This window comes from Streptomyces sp. AA4, assembly GCF_000158875.1.
In the GTDB taxonomy this organism is placed as follows: domain Bacteria; phylum Actinomycetota; class Actinomycetes; order Mycobacteriales; family Pseudonocardiaceae; genus Amycolatopsis.
Genome location: NZ_GG657746.1, coordinates 934,382 through 951,058, shown reverse-complemented (window position 1 = coordinate 951,058; position 16,677 = coordinate 934,382). Strand labels below are relative to the sequence as shown.

15 protein-coding genes are annotated in these 16,677 nt (G+C 69.8%); all 15 read right to left on the bottom strand.

The window, feature by feature from the left end; all coding sequences use genetic code 11:
• Positions 1–5 precede the first annotated feature (5 nt).
• The 15 genes from SSMG_RS04540 to SSMG_RS04470 all read right to left on the bottom strand — a co-directional run bounded on the left by SSMG_RS04540 (position 6) and on the right by SSMG_RS04470 (position 16,667).
• Positions 6–2,132, bottom strand: coding sequence for a hypothetical protein (locus SSMG_RS04540; RefSeq protein WP_009073218.1), 2,127 nt, complete (start codon positions 2,130–2,132; stop codon positions 6–8).
• Positions 2,129–5,371 (bottom strand): putative baseplate assembly protein, encoded by a 3,243-nt coding sequence (locus SSMG_RS42220; protein WP_050788112.1) that lies wholly within the window; start codon positions 5,369–5,371, stop codon positions 2,129–2,131. Before SSMG_RS42220 ends, SSMG_RS04540 begins: the two co-directional genes overlap by 4 nt.
• The gene (locus SSMG_RS04530; RefSeq protein ID WP_009073215.1) at positions 5,368–8,118 is read right to left on the bottom strand and encodes a putative baseplate assembly protein; all 2,751 of its coding nucleotides are present in this window, start codon (positions 8,116–8,118) and stop codon (positions 5,368–5,370) included. Before SSMG_RS04530 ends, SSMG_RS42220 begins: the two co-directional genes overlap by 4 nt.
• Positions 8,115–8,474 (bottom strand): GPW/gp25 family protein, encoded by a 360-nt coding sequence (locus SSMG_RS04525; protein ID WP_234392800.1) that lies wholly within the window; start codon positions 8,472–8,474, stop codon positions 8,115–8,117. Before SSMG_RS04525 ends, SSMG_RS04530 begins: the two co-directional genes overlap by 4 nt.
• Before the next feature lie 5 nt (positions 8,475–8,479).
• Positions 8,480–8,806: a hypothetical protein gene (locus tag SSMG_RS46630; RefSeq protein ID WP_009073212.1), complete on the bottom strand. Its 327-nt coding sequence runs from the start codon at positions 8,804–8,806 to the stop codon at positions 8,480–8,482.
• A gap of 11 nt (positions 8,807–8,817) precedes the next feature.
• Positions 8,818–9,351 carry a phage baseplate assembly protein V gene (locus SSMG_RS04515; RefSeq protein WP_009073209.1) on the bottom strand — a complete coding sequence of 178 codons (534 nt, stop codon included), beginning with the start codon at positions 9,349–9,351 and terminating at the stop codon, positions 8,818–8,820.
• Positions 9,348–10,469, bottom strand: coding sequence for a hypothetical protein (locus SSMG_RS04510; RefSeq protein ID WP_009073207.1), 1,122 nt, complete (start codon positions 10,467–10,469; stop codon positions 9,348–9,350). Before SSMG_RS04510 ends, SSMG_RS04515 begins: the two co-directional genes overlap by 4 nt.
• Positions 10,462–10,776: a LysM peptidoglycan-binding domain-containing protein gene (locus SSMG_RS04505; RefSeq protein ID WP_009073206.1), complete on the bottom strand. Its 315-nt coding sequence runs from the start codon at positions 10,774–10,776 to the stop codon at positions 10,462–10,464. Before SSMG_RS04505 ends, SSMG_RS04510 begins: the two co-directional genes overlap by 8 nt.
• 10 nt (positions 10,777–10,786) lie before the next feature.
• Positions 10,787–11,443 carry a hypothetical protein gene (locus tag SSMG_RS04500; protein WP_037712541.1) on the bottom strand — a complete coding sequence of 219 codons (657 nt, stop codon included), beginning with the start codon at positions 11,441–11,443 and terminating at the stop codon, positions 10,787–10,789.
• A gap of 78 nt (positions 11,444–11,521) precedes the next feature.
• Entirely contained in the window at positions 11,522–11,752 is a 231-nt protein-coding gene (locus SSMG_RS04495; RefSeq protein ID WP_009073203.1) for a hypothetical protein, read from the bottom strand.
• Positions 11,749–13,566, bottom strand: coding sequence for an ATP-binding protein (locus SSMG_RS04490; RefSeq protein ID WP_009073201.1), 1,818 nt, complete (start codon positions 13,564–13,566; stop codon positions 11,749–11,751). The genes SSMG_RS04495 and SSMG_RS04490 overlap by 4 nt, the downstream gene beginning before the upstream one ends.
• On the bottom strand, positions 13,563–14,798 hold the full coding sequence (locus tag SSMG_RS04485) for a DUF4255 domain-containing protein (protein WP_009073199.1): 1,236 nt from the start codon (positions 14,796–14,798) through the stop codon (positions 13,563–13,565). The genes SSMG_RS04490 and SSMG_RS04485 overlap by 4 nt, the downstream gene beginning before the upstream one ends.
• The gene (locus SSMG_RS04480) at positions 14,795–15,490 is read right to left on the bottom strand and encodes a hypothetical protein (protein ID WP_009073197.1); all 696 of its coding nucleotides are present in this window, start codon (positions 15,488–15,490) and stop codon (positions 14,795–14,797) included. The genes SSMG_RS04485 and SSMG_RS04480 overlap by 4 nt, the downstream gene beginning before the upstream one ends.
• Positions 15,487–16,146, bottom strand: a complete 660-nt coding sequence (locus SSMG_RS04475) for a hypothetical protein (protein ID WP_050788111.1) — start codon at positions 16,144–16,146, stop codon at positions 15,487–15,489. Before SSMG_RS04475 ends, SSMG_RS04480 begins: the two co-directional genes overlap by 4 nt.
• Positions 16,146–16,667, bottom strand: a complete 522-nt coding sequence (locus tag SSMG_RS04470) for a phage tail protein (protein WP_009073193.1) — start codon at positions 16,665–16,667, stop codon at positions 16,146–16,148. Before SSMG_RS04470 ends, SSMG_RS04475 begins: the two co-directional genes overlap by 1 nt.
• Positions 16,668–16,677 lie beyond the last annotated feature (10 nt).

The window sequence follows — 16,677 nt, the reverse complement described above, 5'->3', positions numbered from 1 at the left end:
GTCTCCTAAGAGGCGAACAGGATGCCGGCGTCCGTGCCGGCCGGGGTGTACTCGGCGAGCCGCAGCCGGAGACTGTCCTCGCGTTGCGGGTGGAACAGGTCGTGGAAGGCCCCCATTTCCGCACCGTCCTCCGCACCCCGGCCGATTTCCTCCGGCCCGGATCGCGCGAGCTGCGCGTAGCCCGGAGTGCCGTAGCGGGTGGAGGTGAACTGGGGAACGACGCGGGCCGGATCGCCGGAATGCTCCGGCTCGCAATGGAATCGGGGCGGGGTGCGCGAACTCTCCGGCAGCCAGCAGAACCGGACGCACCCGTCCTGCCGCCGGGCGATGCGCACACGACCGTCCAAAATGGAGTTTTCGAGCAGCCCGGCGGCATGGGCGAAAACGGAGCCGAACACCGTGCACCGGCTTGCGCTCACCACCGCGTGCGCGCATCCGTCGTCTGGCCCGCTCAGCGCGGCGACGCCGGGTCCGGCGGCATCGAGGATGCTGTCGGCGAGCCGGATCTGGTTGGGTTCGCGGTGCACTTCGTCGGCGGTGACGAGGATCGTGCCGAGGATGCTGCGTTCCACACAGAGGCGAGCCGGAGTGTCGGCGAGTTCGACGCTGGCCTCTTCCTCATGTTCCGGACAGCATTGCGCGTCGAGCGACCAGCCGGGCACCAAAGTGCAGTGCCGCAACGCGAACTGGCCGACCGGGCCGTGCACCTGAACGCTGCGCCCGGTGATCAGCAGTCCGTCGAAGACGACCGTGGGCAGCGGATCGTCTTTCGCACCGCGGTCGGTCCCGATGATCCGCAACGCGTCCGGACGGTTGCTGTTCCAGTCGAGCAGGCGCAGAACCGGACGTTTTCCGCTCGCTGCCCGCAGCGTGAGGCAATCTCCGCGGTCGACCGTCAGCTCGATTTGTTCCTGATACGCTCCGCTGTCGGTGAATTCGATGACCGCCTCGCGCGCGGACGAATCGGTTTCCTTGTCCCGCTGCCATTCCTCGACGGCTTCCCGGACGAGTTCGTGATACCCGGGACCGACGCGATAGACGTGTTTCGCCGCTTCCGTCGCACGCGGATACTCGCCGGCGCCGAGGTCGTCGGAAAACCCGTAGTGATAGTCGGCCCACACGCCGGACTCCGGGGCCTGCCGGGCTGGGAAGGCAATCCGGCCGAGCACCGGGTCGAGCGCGACCTTCCCGTGCGCGGGCCGGTACCGCCAGCCGGACAGATCCGCGGGCACGATGTCGCGAAGCGGCACCGGATTCCCGTCTCCGAGGTACACGCAGAGACTCTTGCCGGGTCCATAGTAGACAGCCAGTCGTTCGGCAAACGCTTGCCGCCTGATGAACACCGGCACGTTCGTCTCGTCGGCGATGTGATTCGGGGACGGCTCCCGCACCGGGGAGACGATGAGCGGAGTGTCGGTGCCCAGGATGCTGAACGTGAACCGGGTCCGCGCCCGGTCCTCGCAATACGCTGGGCCGCACGTGATCGAATACGGCTTGAGCCGCCACACGTACAGGCCGATCTCCGGAATCCCGTACCGGCCGGTCCCGCGATGCGACGTGATCCGCCGGACGTCGATCGCATGCGCCAGTTCGTCGAACGGTCCGTCGAGCCGGTCGAGCGCGTCGGCTCCGTGGAGGTCGGTCAGCTGTCCCCGGGTCAGCCGCCGACGGTCCGCTCGCGGGTCTCGGCCGTGCAGCCGGACCGCCTGCGAAACCGCCAGCAGCTGCCGGAATTCGACCGCCCGCGCGGGCCATTCCGCGACATCCGCGGCGAGTTGTTCCAGCAACGCCAAGGTGCCCTTGCGCCGCCGGTTGCCGACGGTGTGCGCGACGTCGCGGCGAGGTGCGAGAGCGGACAGCAGCCGCCGCGCCGCCGCCGATCCGGTCGCGAGCGTTTCGTCGGCGCCCGGCAGGATCTGGTACCCGACGAGGTCGCCAAGATAGGGCGCGACCCAGTCCTGGCAGGTTTCGATGAACCAGTCCGCGTACTGCGCGTCCAGGTCGGCCCCGATCAGGTCGGCCTGTTCGGTGAGCACGCCGAGCAACGCCTTCAGCGGCCCTGCGTTCTCCTCGTCGCGCCGCCGGTAGACCGACGGCATGAGGTCGTAGAGCCGGTCCGGATCGCCGGTCATGGGATCCTCACCAGCAGCAAGGCCTCCGGCACTCCGGCCGGGAGCACGGCGAGCCGGGCGGGCCGGATTCCGCGGTACACGGTCACTTTCTCCCCCTTCGCAAGTTCCGTTGAATCGAGACCCGGGTTCAGGCGGACCAGTTCGTTCACCGTCAGCCCGTGCCGCAGCGCGATCGTGGTCAAGGTGTCCGTGTCGAAGCCGTCCACGTAGCCCACCTCGTCGAACACCTCCTCGAACCGCGCCCCGGACGCGCCGACGCACGGCTTCGCCTCGGTGAGCCGGTCCGCGACCGTGGCCAGCTCGATCGGCGTGACGTCGCCGCCGATGCCGTCGAACACGGTGATCGCGGCGTAATCGACCCCCGGCACGGCCTGGATCGCGGCGTACGCCTCGCTGAGGAACGCGGGTTCGCCGAGTTCCCGGCGAGCGAAGGAAAACTCGTCCAGCAACGCGGCGCGCACGGCGGGTTCCACCAGCTCCCACGAGTAGTCCGGCAGCACCTTGATCCCGGCGTGCAGGACGAGCAACACCCGTTCCCGCACCGCGACCCGCACCTGGACGCCTCGGTCGCCGAAGGCCGCCAACGCCTCCTCCAGCGCGACCACGGAGCCGGACGACGAGTCGATCCGCGCGTCCCCGGTCGCCGCGACCGTCACGTGCACCACGCGCCGCCCGCCGTCGGAGAGCTTGACCGCCTTGGCTTTCCCGATCCCGGCCCGGGCGCGGGTGAAGTCCTCGTAGTCGCGGACCGACACCAGCCGGTCGAGCGCGAGCATCCGCAGCGGGATCGACGCCCGGACGTCCGCCGGTCCGTCGCCGTCCGCTCCCCCGCCGGACGCCAGCGGGTTGGTCACCGCCCGCACTCCCGGCGGACGGCCGGTGGCCTGGTTGATCTGCCCGGCGGCGACGTTCCCGGCGGGCCCCGCGCCGATCCGGTAAACCGCGGTCACGTTCTCCACGCCCGCGGGGACGCGCGCGCCGTGGACGCCGTCGCCGAACCGAAGCGTCCGGGTGCCCGCCGCGGCCGACACCTCGTAGTCGTGGTCCGTCGGCCCGGACCAGACCAGCCCCTCGGTTTCGTGCCAGCGCACGCCGGACACGCGGGCGACGAGCGTGCTTTCCGCGCCGGAAGCGTTGGCGGACGGCCGGAACGTGAGCGGGTTGTCCGCATTGGCCTGGCGGAGCGGGAAAACCTGGTTCGCCACGCCCGGATCGCCGCTGCCGAGCACCTCGGTGCGGGTCTCGCCCTGGTCCGCCTCGACGACGTTGCCGTAGACGGTCACGGTGTCCCGGCGGTACCGGTAGGACAGTTCGGGGGCCAGCGACAGGAACGTGCGGACCCGGCTGCCGTAGCGGTCCGGTTCGACCCGTTGCCGGATGCCCGCGACCATTGTCACCTCCGCCGCCTGGACCCCGCTGGTGTGCGGCACGTCGGTGCGTTCGCCGGACACCACCAGCCACCGGCCCGGCCGGAGTCCGTCGTAGACCCGGGCCAGTTCGATCTCGGCCCCTTGCACGTCCGTGGCGATCGGGTCGCCGACCGCGGTGAGCGCTTCGCCGCGCGCCCACACGACCGTGCCCTCGCCGGGCACCGGGGACACGACCTTGTTCACCGTGATCTTGGTGACCTGCTTGTGCCCCACCGCTTCGGACTTGCCCGGAACGTGGACGTCGACGGTGTCCAGCTGCACCCGCGTCACCTGCGCGGCGGACTGCTGGCCGTCCGGCGACTCCACTACGACCCAGCTGTCCCCGGCGATGCCGTCGTACACCGCGTCCAGCCAGATCGTCGTGGTGCCCGCCGGGTCCGTCGGCGCACCGGGCGGACGGACCCCAGCGACCGCCCGGATCCGCAGCACCTGCAGACCGGACAGCTGGGGCGGCGGCGCGATTTGTTCGTTCGCCCAGGCGTGGTGCAGGTTCGCGCCCAGCCGGGGATCGGCCTCGATGAGCAGCTTCGGGTGCACGTCGGAACTGGGGTGGAACAGTTCGTCCACTGTGGACGGCAAGTCGATTGCCTTGCGCGGCGGCCGGGACGGCTCTCGCCGCAGCCACGGCAGCACCGGAGTGAGCCCGACCAGCGCTGCCGCCCGGTCGCAGTCGGTGCCGTATTTGGTTCCGCAACCTCCGCGGCTTTCGAAGCGGTACTCCGGCGTGGTGCAGAACAATCCGCTGGCGAACGCGGTCAGGTAGCGCAGTTCCGGATCGCTTTCGCGCAACGCCGCGGTGCAGAGCTTCAGCAGGGCGTCAGCCTTGTCCGAAACCGGCCCGACGAAATTACGGAACCAATCCTGGATCGCGCAGCTCGCGTGCGCCCGGGCGAGCGCGGCCTGTTCCGACAGCTCGGTGCCGAATTCGGAGACCGCGCGAGCCAGGACCAGGCTCGCTGTGGTCGCGGTGCCGAGACTGTCCAAATAGGTCTTGGTGGTCTTCAGCGCCGTCACCGTGTCGTCGATCCAGGGCGACGGCGCGGGCTTGAGGCTCACCGCGGTGCCGATCGCCTCGACGAGGTCGGCGATCGCCTGGTTCAGATCGTCGAGGCCCGCCGTGACCAGCTTCACCGTCGTCCGGTTGGCCGGGAAGTCCGCCGTCGCCTCGGCGACCACCCGGATCTTCGGCGGGAACGTGCCGAACAGCAGCAGCAACCGGTCCCCTGGTTTGAGCGCCGCTGTGGTGCCCTCGATCCCGAGCCGGGCGATCTTCTCGTCAGGGTCGTCGGTGATGTCGACCGGGGCGGTGGTCGCGACCTGCAGCGCGTTCCACTCCTCGCGGGCCTGGAGTTCCGCCGTGGTCTCGAACGTCTGCGGCAGCTGGCCCTGCGCGGGCACGCTCTTCGCAGGGGTTCCTGCCGGAATCACCGTCCGCGCACCGGGATCCAGCGTGTACGCGAGGTAGGTGGTCGCCGCCAGCGCGGGCCGCGGCGTGTAGCCGACGAGCGCGCCCAGGTGGTTGAGCGATTCGGGTTCGGTGGCGGTCCGCAGGTAGCCCTCGTTGGCGATCCGTTCCTGGTAGAAGGTCAGCACGTCGCCGACGACCGCCCAGCAGTCCAGCAACGCGATCGCCGGGTCGTCCGGATCCCGCGTGGTGAGCGGGGCGAGCGCGCCCCGGCTCGCCAGCCGGGCCAGCATCGACTGGCGGAACCGCGCGTACGTGCCGATCCGCCGCGAGAGCGCGGGCAGGCCGGGGCGCTGGTAGGTCGTCGCCGGGGTGGTCGGGCTTTGTCCCGTGCCGCAGTTCATCGTCCGCCTGCCAGGTCGAGGGTGAGCCGCCCGTTCTCGGGCCGGCTCGGGTCGTCGTCCAGTTGCGCCACCTCGAGCGGCCCGATCGGGAGGACGCCGATGGCGAGCGCGGTGCCGGGCGGGCCGAACAGCCGCTCCAGCCGGGTCACCTCGGCGTGCCGGACCCCGGGGACCGCCGCGACGGTCGCGACGAGCTGCCCGACCCGGATCGGCGTGCCGAACGTGAGGCGATCCGGCTGGAAGAACGCGCCGAGCGCGCGCCGCAGCGCCGTGCCGACGTGACCGGCGATGTGGTCGGGCAGCACCTCGACGTGCACCGCCAGGTCGAGCGGCACGAGAGTCGCGGTGAAGACCGAAAGATCGTGGCCGATCCGGCGGTAGCGATACAGCGCGGCGCGGGTTTCGTCGAGCAGCCAGCTCGGCGCGACCTCCATGCCGAGCGGATCGATCGCGACCTGCGCCTCGTACCAGCTGCCGGTCCACCGCAAGTCGCCCGCCGCCCGCTGCACGCTCGGCGAGGCACCGGCCAGCGTCGCGTAGTCGTCCGCGGTAATGGCCCGCAGCAGCCGACGGCGCACTTCCTGCGGGGCGCGCAGCCGGACGTCCGACACCGGCTCGGGATCGACCCCGCCCGTCGCAGGCAACGGATTGCGCACGCTTCGGATGCCGGGCACGTCGACGTGGTCGAAGACGATGCTGCTGATCGCTTCCCGGCCGACGTTCCCTGCCAGGCCGGTCCCCACGCGCAGCGCCGCGTTAAGCTCGTCGCCCAACGGGAACTGCGCGCCATTGCGGCCGTCGCCGAACCTCAGCACGGTCGCGCCGGTGTCGGTGACCTCGCCGACGAAATGCCGGTCGGCCGGACCGCTGTCGAGCAGGTCCCGCTGAGGCAGCCAGACTTCGTGGTTTCGATCGGTGACGACGACCGCGGGCAGCGCGGCTCGCGGATCCGGCCGCGTGGCGAGACTGGCCGGACCACGGAACGCCGGACGCTGCTCGTCGAGTTTCGCGCCTTCGTCCGCACCCCAGCTCTGGCCGATCTCCCAGCCCTCGTTCTTCGCGGTGAGCACGTATCCCGCGCGAGCCTGGCGAATGAGGTCCTTCAGCCGCTCCAGTTTGGCTTCCAGCAGATCGTCGAAGCACGCCAGCAGGTATCGCAGCGCGCGTCGCGGATGCTCGCGAAGGCCCAGCTTCTTCACGAGTTTGGCCCCGAAAAGCACGGTGACGAACTCAATGTCCTCTTCGGACAGTTCACTCCGCCACAGCTTGGTCAGCCGGGCGCGAATCCGGCCGGGAAGCCCCACCAGCCACTGCGCCTGCGCGGCCGCGATGTCGGCAGGATCCGGGAACAGGACGCTCTGCGTGACCGGTTGATGCCGTAGCTGCGGCTGAACAATCACCGGCAGCGGCGGGTACGCGGGCTGGGGTTCGGTCTCGCCGCATCCGCAGCCGCAATCGCGCGGACACTGCGGTTCCTCCGGCGCGGGATCGGGAACGACGTGGCACTCCGGCCTGATCCGCTGGCCGTGCTCGACCAGCACCACGTTTGCCCGGGCGATCCCGACTTCGAGGTCGGCGCAGTCCGGTCCGCCGCGCGCGTTGACGCACAACGCAAAAGTAAGCGCGTCCTCGCGGGCCCACGTCACTTCCAGCAGCTTTTGCTGGTACAGCTCATCTTCCGTCTCGGTCACCGACGTCAGCCGGACCGCCTGCCGATGCGTGTGGTCAGCGTCGGCGGGGAGGCCGGACGTCGCGCCGACCAGTTCCTCGAAGAGCAGCACGTCGCCCGGCCCGAGACGCAACGCCCGGTCGCTGTCCACGAGAGTGGCCGAGGTCGCCTCGGCGGGCAGGCAGCATTCGTGGTCGCCCCAGGTCCACAGGCTGATCCGGTTGCGTGCGGGGATCAGCGGGACTGGCTCGTCGTGGACCGGCTCGAACACCTCCGCCGCACCGAGGGCGCCGCTGTCCACCGTGCTGAACCGGAAAGTCCCTTGCGGGAGCGTGACCTCTTCGGCCGCTTCGATGCACACCCAAGCCCGCGCGGAACATCCGTCGTGCATCGGATAATCGACCAGCCGGGCGTGCCGCCGCACGGAGACCCGCAGCCGCGCGGTGTCCAGATACGCCTCGGTTGCCACCGCGTCTTGCTGATAGCTCAGCCGGTCGCCCTCGTAGGCGAGCAGTTCCGCGAGCATGATGCCGACGTCGGGGACGTGCCGTTCCGTCCACGACGGCATCGTCAGCTTCAACCGGTCCAGCAGCAGTTGCCGGAAGCTGGCGTAATCCTTGCTGAGGTATTCGATTTCAACCGCGGCGTCTGCCGGCGGCGGGCTTTCCTCGACCGGTGCGCAGTCGACGTCGCCACAGCTCGCGAACGTGAAGTCCACAAAGGAATACCGCGGATCGAAACCCGGATACGGCCTCGTTCCGGGCTTGCCGAGCGGACCGGCCTCGACCACCGACAGTCGGTAAGTCGACAAATCTCCGGCACGATCGACCGACAGCCGCACTGCGTCCGCGAGGTCAGGATCGTCGCTCGCCCACAATTCGACCGCCACGACGACGATCCCGGTCACGCGCCGTCCGCCGTCGATCCGGAAGTTCGCTGGCACCAAGTCTTCCGGTGCCTTGCCGAAGAACCCCACGGTGAGCGAACGGCCGTCGTCGCTCACGCTGACCGAGTCGATCCCATTGCGGCCCGCGACGCGTACGTCCGCCCGGCGGCGTTCGTCCGCACAGCCAATCATGCCGCCCTCCCGGTGATGACGTCCTCGCGCCGTTCGCCGGTCGCGAGGAGGACGTAGCCGATTTCGATCCGCAAGGTGCTTTCCTCGGCGATGACGTCCAGGTGCTGCACCGTGATCAGGTCGCCGAGCCAGCGGTGCAACGCTCCCTCCGCCGACGCCTGCACTGCGGCCGCCAGCTCCGGACTGTTCGGCTCGAACACTAGGTCCAGCAACCCGCAACCGAAATCCGGTCGCATCACGCGCTCCCCTGGCGTCGTGAAGAGCAGTTGCTCGATCAGGTCGAGCACGTGGTTCGCGTAGCCGGTTTCCGCGACGCGTCCGCGTTCGTCGAAATGGAACGGGAAGTCAATGTCCACAGTGGTCACCTCCCCGTGACGAACTGTTGCATGACAACCACGACCGGCGGCCCGGGCGAAAGAGAGCCGACGCAGGTCCCGCCGCCCTGACCGGCCGGAGGCAGCTGCGTCAGCACCAGGGCCCCGCCCGCCAGCAGGGACGAAAGGTTCGTCCACTGCACCGTCGCGCACGGCGGAACCAACGAGCATCCGGTGACGATCAGCTGGTCTTTGGAGGTGAGCACCGGCATTCCGTTCACCAGCGCCGCGGGCGGTCCGGACGGGATCGCGGTCACCGCGCCGCCGTGCGGACAGGTCATCGTCATTCCGCTGTGGAGCAAGAATCCCGGCATGTCCGCACCTCCTAGTTCGGAACGACGAGCGTGCCGTTGTTGACGATCACCGAGGTACCGGCGAGCCGGATCGAGGCGAGACCGGGGCCGCAGGACAGTTCGATCCCGGTCTCGTTGAGCTTGATGTACGGCCCGGACGGACCCAAGATCTGCAGCTGGATGCCGCCGGTGGGCCCGGGCTGCTGGGTGATCAGCAGGTAGTTCTGCGGCGGCTGGCCGAACGGCGTCAGCGGCGTGCCGATGACCACCTGCGGCACGCCCGGCAGGATGCTGGACGCGATCGGCGGCCCCTCCTCGCGCACGGCGCGCCGGAAGCCGGTCCACACCGCGCGGCCGAGATCGCCGCCCTGGAACTCGATCCACACCCCGGACCCGATCAGCGGCACCACGTTCATGCCCGGCGCCGCGGTGCTCGCCGCCGCCCAGATGGCGTTGTCGCCCAGTACGTCCACGACCCGCACCAGCAGCCGGTCCAGGCCGAGCGGGTCTACATTGGACACCACCTCGCCCTGGTAGGTGCCGTCGAACCGCGTTTCGTCGGTCATGCGCTCACCTGCTGGGAGAAGGGGACGAAACCGTCCCTGGTCAGTCCGAAACTCTGCTTGTACTCGCCGCGTTTGATCTCGTGCGTGACGCGGTTGACGTAATAGAGGCCGTCGTACGCGAGCCCCGCGCCGCGCACGCCGACCAGCGCGCGCGACTTGAGCACGTGGCCGTACCGGAGCACGTCGAGCTTTCCCTGTCCGGTCACCGCGTCGGTGCTCTTCGCAGTTTGGCTCAGTGCACGCAGCAACACCTCGGGTGTCGGCCGTCCGGCCAGGTCCAGCAACGGCTCCTCTTTCAAAGCCACCGCGGGACGCGCCGCCAGCGGTGGCCGCAGCAACGAAACGCTCGGCACGGGAATGGAAAACCCGATCTTGGTGTGCGGTTCGGTGAGCCGGATCGTGTACTGTTTCCGGGACATGCCGTCGAAACTGAACGACAGGGATTCCACATTGGACGCCATCCCGGAATCGACGGTGAGCGCGGGTTGCACGACCCCGCCCCGGATTTCCGGACCCCAGTACCCGATGCTCGCGCCCGGCACCGGCCCGGGGATCAGGTAGAAGGCGTACCCGGCGTCCGTGGCCAGCCCCCGGAGGTAGCCGAGATCGGTGTCGGACTGGCCGTCCACTCTCTCCTGCGGCAGTTGCGGTTCCCCGAACAGCACCGGCACCGGGGCGGGCACGATGCCGTACCTCGCGTACTTGGCCAGGATTTTGAGCACCCGCACGTGCAGCGGCATCCCGGGAAAGACGTCCTGCTCGTACCGGAGTTCCATCAGCGCGGTGAGGTCCTCGCCGGTCACCGTGAGCCGGGATTCGCCCGGACCCGCGCCCGGGCTCATCTCGTGCCGGGTGATCACCCCGTCCATCAGCACGTCCGCCGAGCCGCCGACGATCACCGACAGCACGACCCGCGCCGGAGGGTCGAGCAGCCCGGACGGCAGCAACGCCCGGGTGAGCACCGAGTTCCGGCTCACCGCGAAGGTCAGCTGGAACCCGCTGCGCTCGCCCGCGGACGACGTGACCTGCACGGACTGCAACGCGTCGATCAGCTCGTGCGGCACCGGCGCGGCGAGCACCTGGCCGATCATCAGCTGCAGCTGGAAGCTCTTACCCACCGGTCCCTCCCGCCGGAATCCCGGGCGGCAGCGTGATCCGCAACCGGCGGCCCGGCGTCGCGGTCAGCTCGTCCGGATCCATCGCCCGGTTCGCGTCGGCGATCCGCCAGTACTGCTCGGCGTCGCCGAACACCTCGCCGGCGATGCGGTCGAGCCGGTCGCGCGGTTTCACCACGCGCTCGCCGATCTGGGCGAGCTGTTCGGGCTGCGGCAGCAACCGCCGCCGGACGAAGCGGACCGAGCGACCGTCCGGGAGGTCGCGGACCGCGGTGGGCAGGCCGTAGTAACGACTGGTCGCGGAGAACATCGAGCACCTCCTAGACGGTCGGCACGCCGACGTCGGTCACCGGATTGGTGACGCGAGCGGCGAATTGTTCTTTCTGCCGGAGATAAGTCAGGTACAGCGTTCCGCCCTTCGCGCGCGCCCCCGTATCGCCGGGATGCGGATAGCCGAGATCGTCCACAGTGAGCACCCGGACCGTGATGCTCGCCTTCGCGCGAATCGGATTGAGCGCGGCGTCGAACGCTTCCTCGGTGACGCTGAAGTCGGTGATCCGCACCGGCAGCACGCGTTTCGGCCCGAGGACGAGCACGGTCAGCGGTGCCTCCACCGGCACGATTTCCAGCTGTCCTTGCCCGGCCAGCTGGTCTTCGTTCAGCAGTTGGGCGGACGTCGGCGACAGGCTTTTCTCGAGCGCGCAGAGCACCGGAAACAAGCCGTCAGGGAATTTCCCGGGTGCCGCCGTGGCGTCGAATTCGGCCTCGAACCGGTATGACTCGTGCGAAGGACCCTTGAGCCGCAACGCTTCCAGCCGGTCGCCCGGTTCCCCGCCGATGCCCTGCACCTGCAGGGTGCGGGTGAGCGTGTCCGGGTTGTACTGGAACGGAATCGTCGTCGCCGCCCGCCCGCTGTCCGGATCCACCAGCACGAACCCGCCCCGGACGGGATTCAGGCTCTGCGGAAAGGTGGTCATCGTCGTAGTCCTCCCCAGCGAACGGCGGAACGCCTTGCCCCCAAGGGTGCCGCGACCGCGTCACCGAGCCGTCACCGCTCAGCCGGCCACCTCGCGAATGCCGCGGTGGATCGAACGCGCGATGGCTTCCGCGAGCGGACCCGCGGAAAGTTCCGGCACCGCGACCCTCCTTCGCCGCGCCGCCCGCCACCCCCGAGGCGGCGCGTCCGCCAGCTGCCGGGCCAGTTCCGCCTGCACGGCATCGCGAAGCTGACTCGGCTCCCCGGCCAACCCGGTCAGCACCAAACGCTCGATCCGGATCGAGATCACCGCTGGAAATCGCGTTCCGGCACGGGAAGTTCCAGTTTCCGGAACTCAGTGCGCGCCGCCGCCAGCACCGTCTCCATCGTGATCGGCTCCCCCGCCGCCGCGGCGAGGAAAGCCGCGTTGAGCGCGATGTTGCGGATCATCGCACCGCTCGTCTGCAGCTGCGCCAGCCGGTCGCAATCAAGATCGGCGCACGGTGCCCGGGTCGGGAACGCCTTCTCCCACATGAGCTTCCGCTCGGCCAAGCCGGGGAAGGCGAACTCCACGACGAACCTCAGCCGCCGAAGGAACGCGGTGTCCAGCGTCGAACGCATGTTGGTCGCCAGGATCGCCAGCCCGCGGTGGGCTTCCATCCGCTGCAGCAAGTAGTCGACCTCGATGGTGGCGTACCGGTCGTGCGCGTCGCGGACCTCGCCGCGTTTGCCGAACAGCGACTCCGCCTCGTCGAAGAACAGGATCGCGCCCTCGGCCGCGTCGAACAGATTCCGCAGGTTCTTCTCGGTCTCCCCGATGTACTTGCTGACCACTGTGGACAGATCGATCCGGTACAGGTCCAGCGCCAGCCGGTTCGCCAGCACCGCGGCCGCCATCGTTTTGCCGGTTCCGCTCGGCCCGGTGAACAACACGCTCAAGCCGCGTCCGCGATCGCCGAAACCCCACGTTTCGTGCACGGTTGTGCGTTGGCCCACCTGGTCGGCGATCTCTCCGAGCAACCGACGGGACTGCTCCGGCAGCACGAGATCGTCCCAGCTCGCCGTCGATTCGAGCCGCTGCGCGCGTCCGTCCAGCCGCGGCCGGGTGCGGACGCGGCACTCCTGCCACACCTTCTCCGGATCGGCGCCCGCGACCGCCGCCACCGCCGCGATGCTCGGCAGGTCGAGCGCGAACTGCGCGGCCAGCACCTCGACCGCCGCCGGCTCGCTCCCGAGCGCTTCCCGCCACGCCAGCGCCCGTTCCGCCGGGGTCGGCGGGCTGACCTCGATCGACCGGCGACCCGGTTTGCCTTCCCGGACCGCCAGTACCGCCGGTCCGGCGATCCGGTCGAGAAACTCGCTGGCTCCGTCCGTCTCGTCGGCTTCGAGGTACAACGCCAGCGGCAGCAACGCGGCCTCAAGCTGCCAAACCCGAGCCAGGAGGTCCGCCTCCACCGGCTGTGCGGGCAACGCGGCCGCCGGGAGCCGGTACGCGACGAGCCCAGCCAGCTCGGCAGCATGCGCGGTGACCTGTCGTTTAGCGGCTTCGTCGGCACCAGTGAGCTGCACCGGACCGGCGAGCGCCCACTGGCTCGCGACTTCCTCGGCAACTCGCTGCTGCGAAGCCGACAGCTCAACCAGCGGCAGCGGGGTGACCAGCGGGGCCAGCCGGTCGTCAAGACTGTTGAGCCCCTTCAGGTAGTTCACCGCACGCTCGGCGGCCCGCAGCGGCGCGGACACGACGCCCTGTCCGGAAAGTCCCTCGATGAGCTGCCAATACCGCAGGCCGCCTTGCGGGGACACGGCTTCCCACGCCGGATCGGGCAGCACGCGAAGGGCCAACCCGAACGTCGGATACGGCATGTGCGCGTTGCCGTGCGCCTCGGCGCAAAGCCCGGCAATCGACGGGTCCAACTCGGCCGCCGCGCACAGCAGCAAGGTGTCCTGCTCGAACCGGGACAGCCCGAGCCGCCTGGCCAGCACCGTCAGCGCGGGCGGCGGGTTCATCGCCTCGGCTTCCTCGACCGCGTCCGCCGGAACCGCTTCGCCGGGGTTGCGCAGCACCTCCCGCAGCCACTCCAGCGAAGCGGCGAGGAAGCGTCCGTTGGCCGTCTCCCAGGTCATGAGATCGTCACCGTCTGCGTGGCGTCGAACACCGGCTTCGGCCCGGTGCGGTCGACCAGCAGGCTGTCCACGCCGCCGATCCGGAGCCGCGCGAGATGGGTGCCCACCGGCGCGTCCGGGACGTCGAAGGTCAGGTCCGCGCCGGTCACCGGATCCTCCGGCAGCGCCGCGACCGCGCGCCGTTCCAGCACCGACCGGGACCCGAGCACCAGCAGCACCGGCTGCCCGGCCCGGACCGGCGGACGGCAGACGAGCCGGACCACCGCGCCGGTGCCGTGGCGGTGCACGGTCATCGGCATCCGGCTGGTGATCTCCGGCGCGACCGCCAGCGAAACCTCGTTCGTCGCCGTCGTCCCGGACACCAGCGCCACCGACCACAGGCCAGCCGGGAACGCGTGCGGCGGCGCCGTCAGCTCGAACCGGACCTCGGCCGCGCTGCCCGGCACGACCGGGAGCGACACCGGCGCGACCAGCAGCGGATGCGCCAACCGGACCTCGGTCGCCTGATCGAGATGCGCACCGCGCAGCACGACGCGTCCGCCAAGCTTGACCGACGCCTGTTCGTGCTCGCGCCCGTCGGCGCCGACCGCGACCGGTACTGCCGCGGTGAGCTGCGGAAACGGCGATTCGACACTGGCCGGCGCTTCCGGGCCCCGGTCCTGCGCGCCCCGGCGCAATACTGGCACCGGTGTACGCGGCGGACGGCGGCTGTCGATGAGCACCGGTCCGGCCTCGAAGGCGACGGTGAGCCGGTAGCTGGTCTGGAACGCCGACCACAGCGAGTAAATGTCCTTCTCCGCGAAGGACTGCCAGGTCAGCCGGATCAGCTCGGACTGCTCCGAGACATCGCTGTGCGACTGCACCAGCCGCAGCCGCTCACGGCTGAGGTGCGGGTGCTCGTGCAGCGTCCGCAGCGCGCCGCCGAGCATCCGGTGCGCGATCGTGTCCGCCCCGCCCGGCACGTACGCGGTGAGCAGGTAGTGCAGGACGAGCGGCAGCTGCGGATCGCCGTGCTCCCCGGGTCGCAGTCCCACGGGATCCTCGTTGCGCAGCGCTTCGTCGATGCCGATTTGGTAGAGGAACAGGTTCAGCTGCGGATCGCCGCTCGGTCCCGGCGTCTCGTGCGGCGGCCGCGCCTCGACCTTCGCGCCGCTCTCGACCTCGCGCGCGCCTTCGAGGACCAGCTGGACCAGCGCCTCGGTCACCGCCTCGATCGCGTTGGCGTCGCTCATCCCCGCTCCCGGAGGTAGTCGTCCAGGCTCAGCAACGGTTTCCGCTCCTGCCGCGGCTTCGGCGCCGGCCCCGGTGCCGGACGGGCGGTGACCTCGACCCGGCCGATGCTGATGTGCACGTCCGGTTCGGCCGGTGCGTTGTGCCGCCGGATCGGCAACGGCGGTGGTTGCGACGGCGGTATTCGTTCCGGCTGAGGACGCGCGACTGGGTGCGCGCGGACCGTTTCGACCACGCGTTCCAGCGCGGCCCGGGATGATTCCGGAGGCTCTGGGAAGGATTCCGGTTCTGCGGCGGGGACTGGCTGCGACACCGTCTCTCGCTCCGAATGTTCGGTGCGTACTTCGCGCTCCAGCAACGATTCCGTGCTCCGCTCCGAGTTGAAGACGGTCTCGCGGTCGGTATGCGTGCGAGACTCGACAACCGGCATCGGGACTTCGCGGACGCGTTCCACCGATTCCGTTCGCAGCACCGGAGATTCCTGAATCCGCTCGACTCGCTCCGGCAGTGACACTTCGCGGACGTGCTCGGTTTCCTTGGCCGCGCCCGGCTTCGGCGCCGTTTCGGTGAACGTGCCCATCGGCAGCTCAGGTTCCGCCCCCACCGGACTCGAGGGTTCGAACAATGTCGGCACGAGCGGCCGGATCGGCGGCGCGTCGATCCGGCCCAGCAACCGGTCCACGAAATCGTTCATGCCACAGTCCCCGCCAGCTCCAGATAACGTCGGCGCCGTCCCGGGCTCACCGCCAGCACTTCCGCCTCCGACCAGCCGTACGCGAGCGCCAACGCGTGCACGTCATACAGCAGCCGCCGTGCGCAGGCTTCCAGCTCCGTCCACAGGTAGGCCGCGATGTCGAACGGCGAAGCCCAGCGATGCCCGCACACCGCACAGTCCAGCTCGATCCGAACGTCGGCCTGCGGATCAGCCGCGGCGAGCGCGTCCGGCAACGCGGCGAGCGCTGCCTCCGACAGCTCGCCAGCCACACACCGTTCGAGCAACTCCTGTCTACTGTGGACTTCCAGCAGATCCCGGCTCGTCACCGCGCGGAACTCGCACCCGGCAACCACCGTCGGAGCGTCCACTCGCGACGGACGCAGCTCCCGGCTCGACAGTTCCAGCTCAAGCTCCTCGCCGCACGAAGGACAATTCACCAGGCACGGAAACGCGGTCCCGAAGCACCGTTCCCGCAGGGCCAGCAGGAACTCGTCCCGCCGGCCCACCGCGAGATCGCCGACCTCGGCCGGTTCCGCGCCGCCGGCGACGGCCAGCGCGAGCGCCCGCCGCACCGCGCTCAGCCCGGCCGCCGCCTCCCAGACGTCCAGGAGGCTCGCTTCGGTGAACGCGGCCATCACGCCGGATCTTCGAACGACGTCTCCTGCGGCTCCGCGACCTCCTCGGCGACCCACCCCTCGTTCTCGACCTTGATGTGCTGCACGGCGACCGCGTTGGCGTTGGCGTCCAAATCGGACACCGGCTGCCATTCCGAGACCCAGCAGTTGAAGACCTGATAGGACAGCACTTTCTGGCCGCCCTCGTCGAACACGTCGACGATGAGGTCGCGGCGGAAGTCCTTGAGCGAGGTCTCCAGCCCCTGCCCGGAGTTGGCGAAACTCCACACGCGGTTCGCCCACTGCGCGAACACCTTGTCCGCGGTCACGCCGCGTTCGAGGGTGATCGCGTCGTATTCGGTGCGCCCGGGCAGTTTCGCGCTGGTCGCCGGATCGCCGCCGGACCGGTGCTTGATCACCTCGGTGCTGCGCTTGAACCCGGTGATCTTGCTGACCCCGAGCAGGTAGTCGCCGCCGCTGAACTTCACCCGGAACCGGAAGTTCTTGTACGGGTCGCGCCGCTTCGTCTTGCTGTCGGACATGGCGTCTGCC

Coding starts and splice junctions, on each gene's coding strand:
- SSMG_RS04540 (WP_009073218.1), bottom strand. CDS start 2,132: ATGACCGGCGATCCGGACCGGCTCTACGACCTCATGCCGTCGGTCTAC.
- SSMG_RS42220 (WP_050788112.1), bottom strand. CDS start 5,371: ATGAACTGCGGCACGGGACAAAGCCCGACCACCCCGGCGACGACCTAC.
- SSMG_RS04530 (WP_009073215.1), bottom strand. CDS start 8,118: ATGATTGGCTGTGCGGACGAACGCCGCCGGGCGGACGTACGCGTCGCG.
- SSMG_RS46630 (WP_009073212.1), bottom strand. CDS start 8,806: ATGCCGGGATTCTTGCTCCACAGCGGAATGACGATGACCTGTCCGCAC.
- SSMG_RS04515 (WP_009073209.1), bottom strand. CDS start 9,351: ATGACCGACGAAACGCGGTTCGACGGCACCTACCAGGGCGAGGTGGTG.
- SSMG_RS04505 (WP_009073206.1), bottom strand. CDS start 10,776: ATGTTCTCCGCGACCAGTCGTTACTACGGCCTGCCCACCGCGGTCCGC.
- SSMG_RS04500 (WP_037712541.1), bottom strand. CDS start 11,443: ATGACCACCTTTCCGCAGAGCCTGAATCCCGTCCGGGGCGGGTTCGTG.
- SSMG_RS04490 (WP_009073201.1), bottom strand. CDS start 13,566: ATGACCTGGGAGACGGCCAACGGACGCTTCCTCGCCGCTTCGCTGGAG.
- SSMG_RS04485 (WP_009073199.1), bottom strand. CDS start 14,798: ATGAGCGACGCCAACGCGATCGAGGCGGTGACCGAGGCGCTGGTCCAG.
- SSMG_RS04480 (WP_009073197.1), bottom strand. CDS start 15,490: ATGAACGATTTCGTGGACCGGTTGCTGGGCCGGATCGACGCGCCGCCG.
- SSMG_RS04475 (WP_050788111.1), bottom strand. CDS start 16,146: ATGGCCGCGTTCACCGAAGCGAGCCTCCTGGACGTCTGGGAGGCGGCG.
- SSMG_RS04470 (WP_009073193.1), bottom strand. CDS start 16,667: ATGTCCGACAGCAAGACGAAGCGGCGCGACCCGTACAAGAACTTCCGG.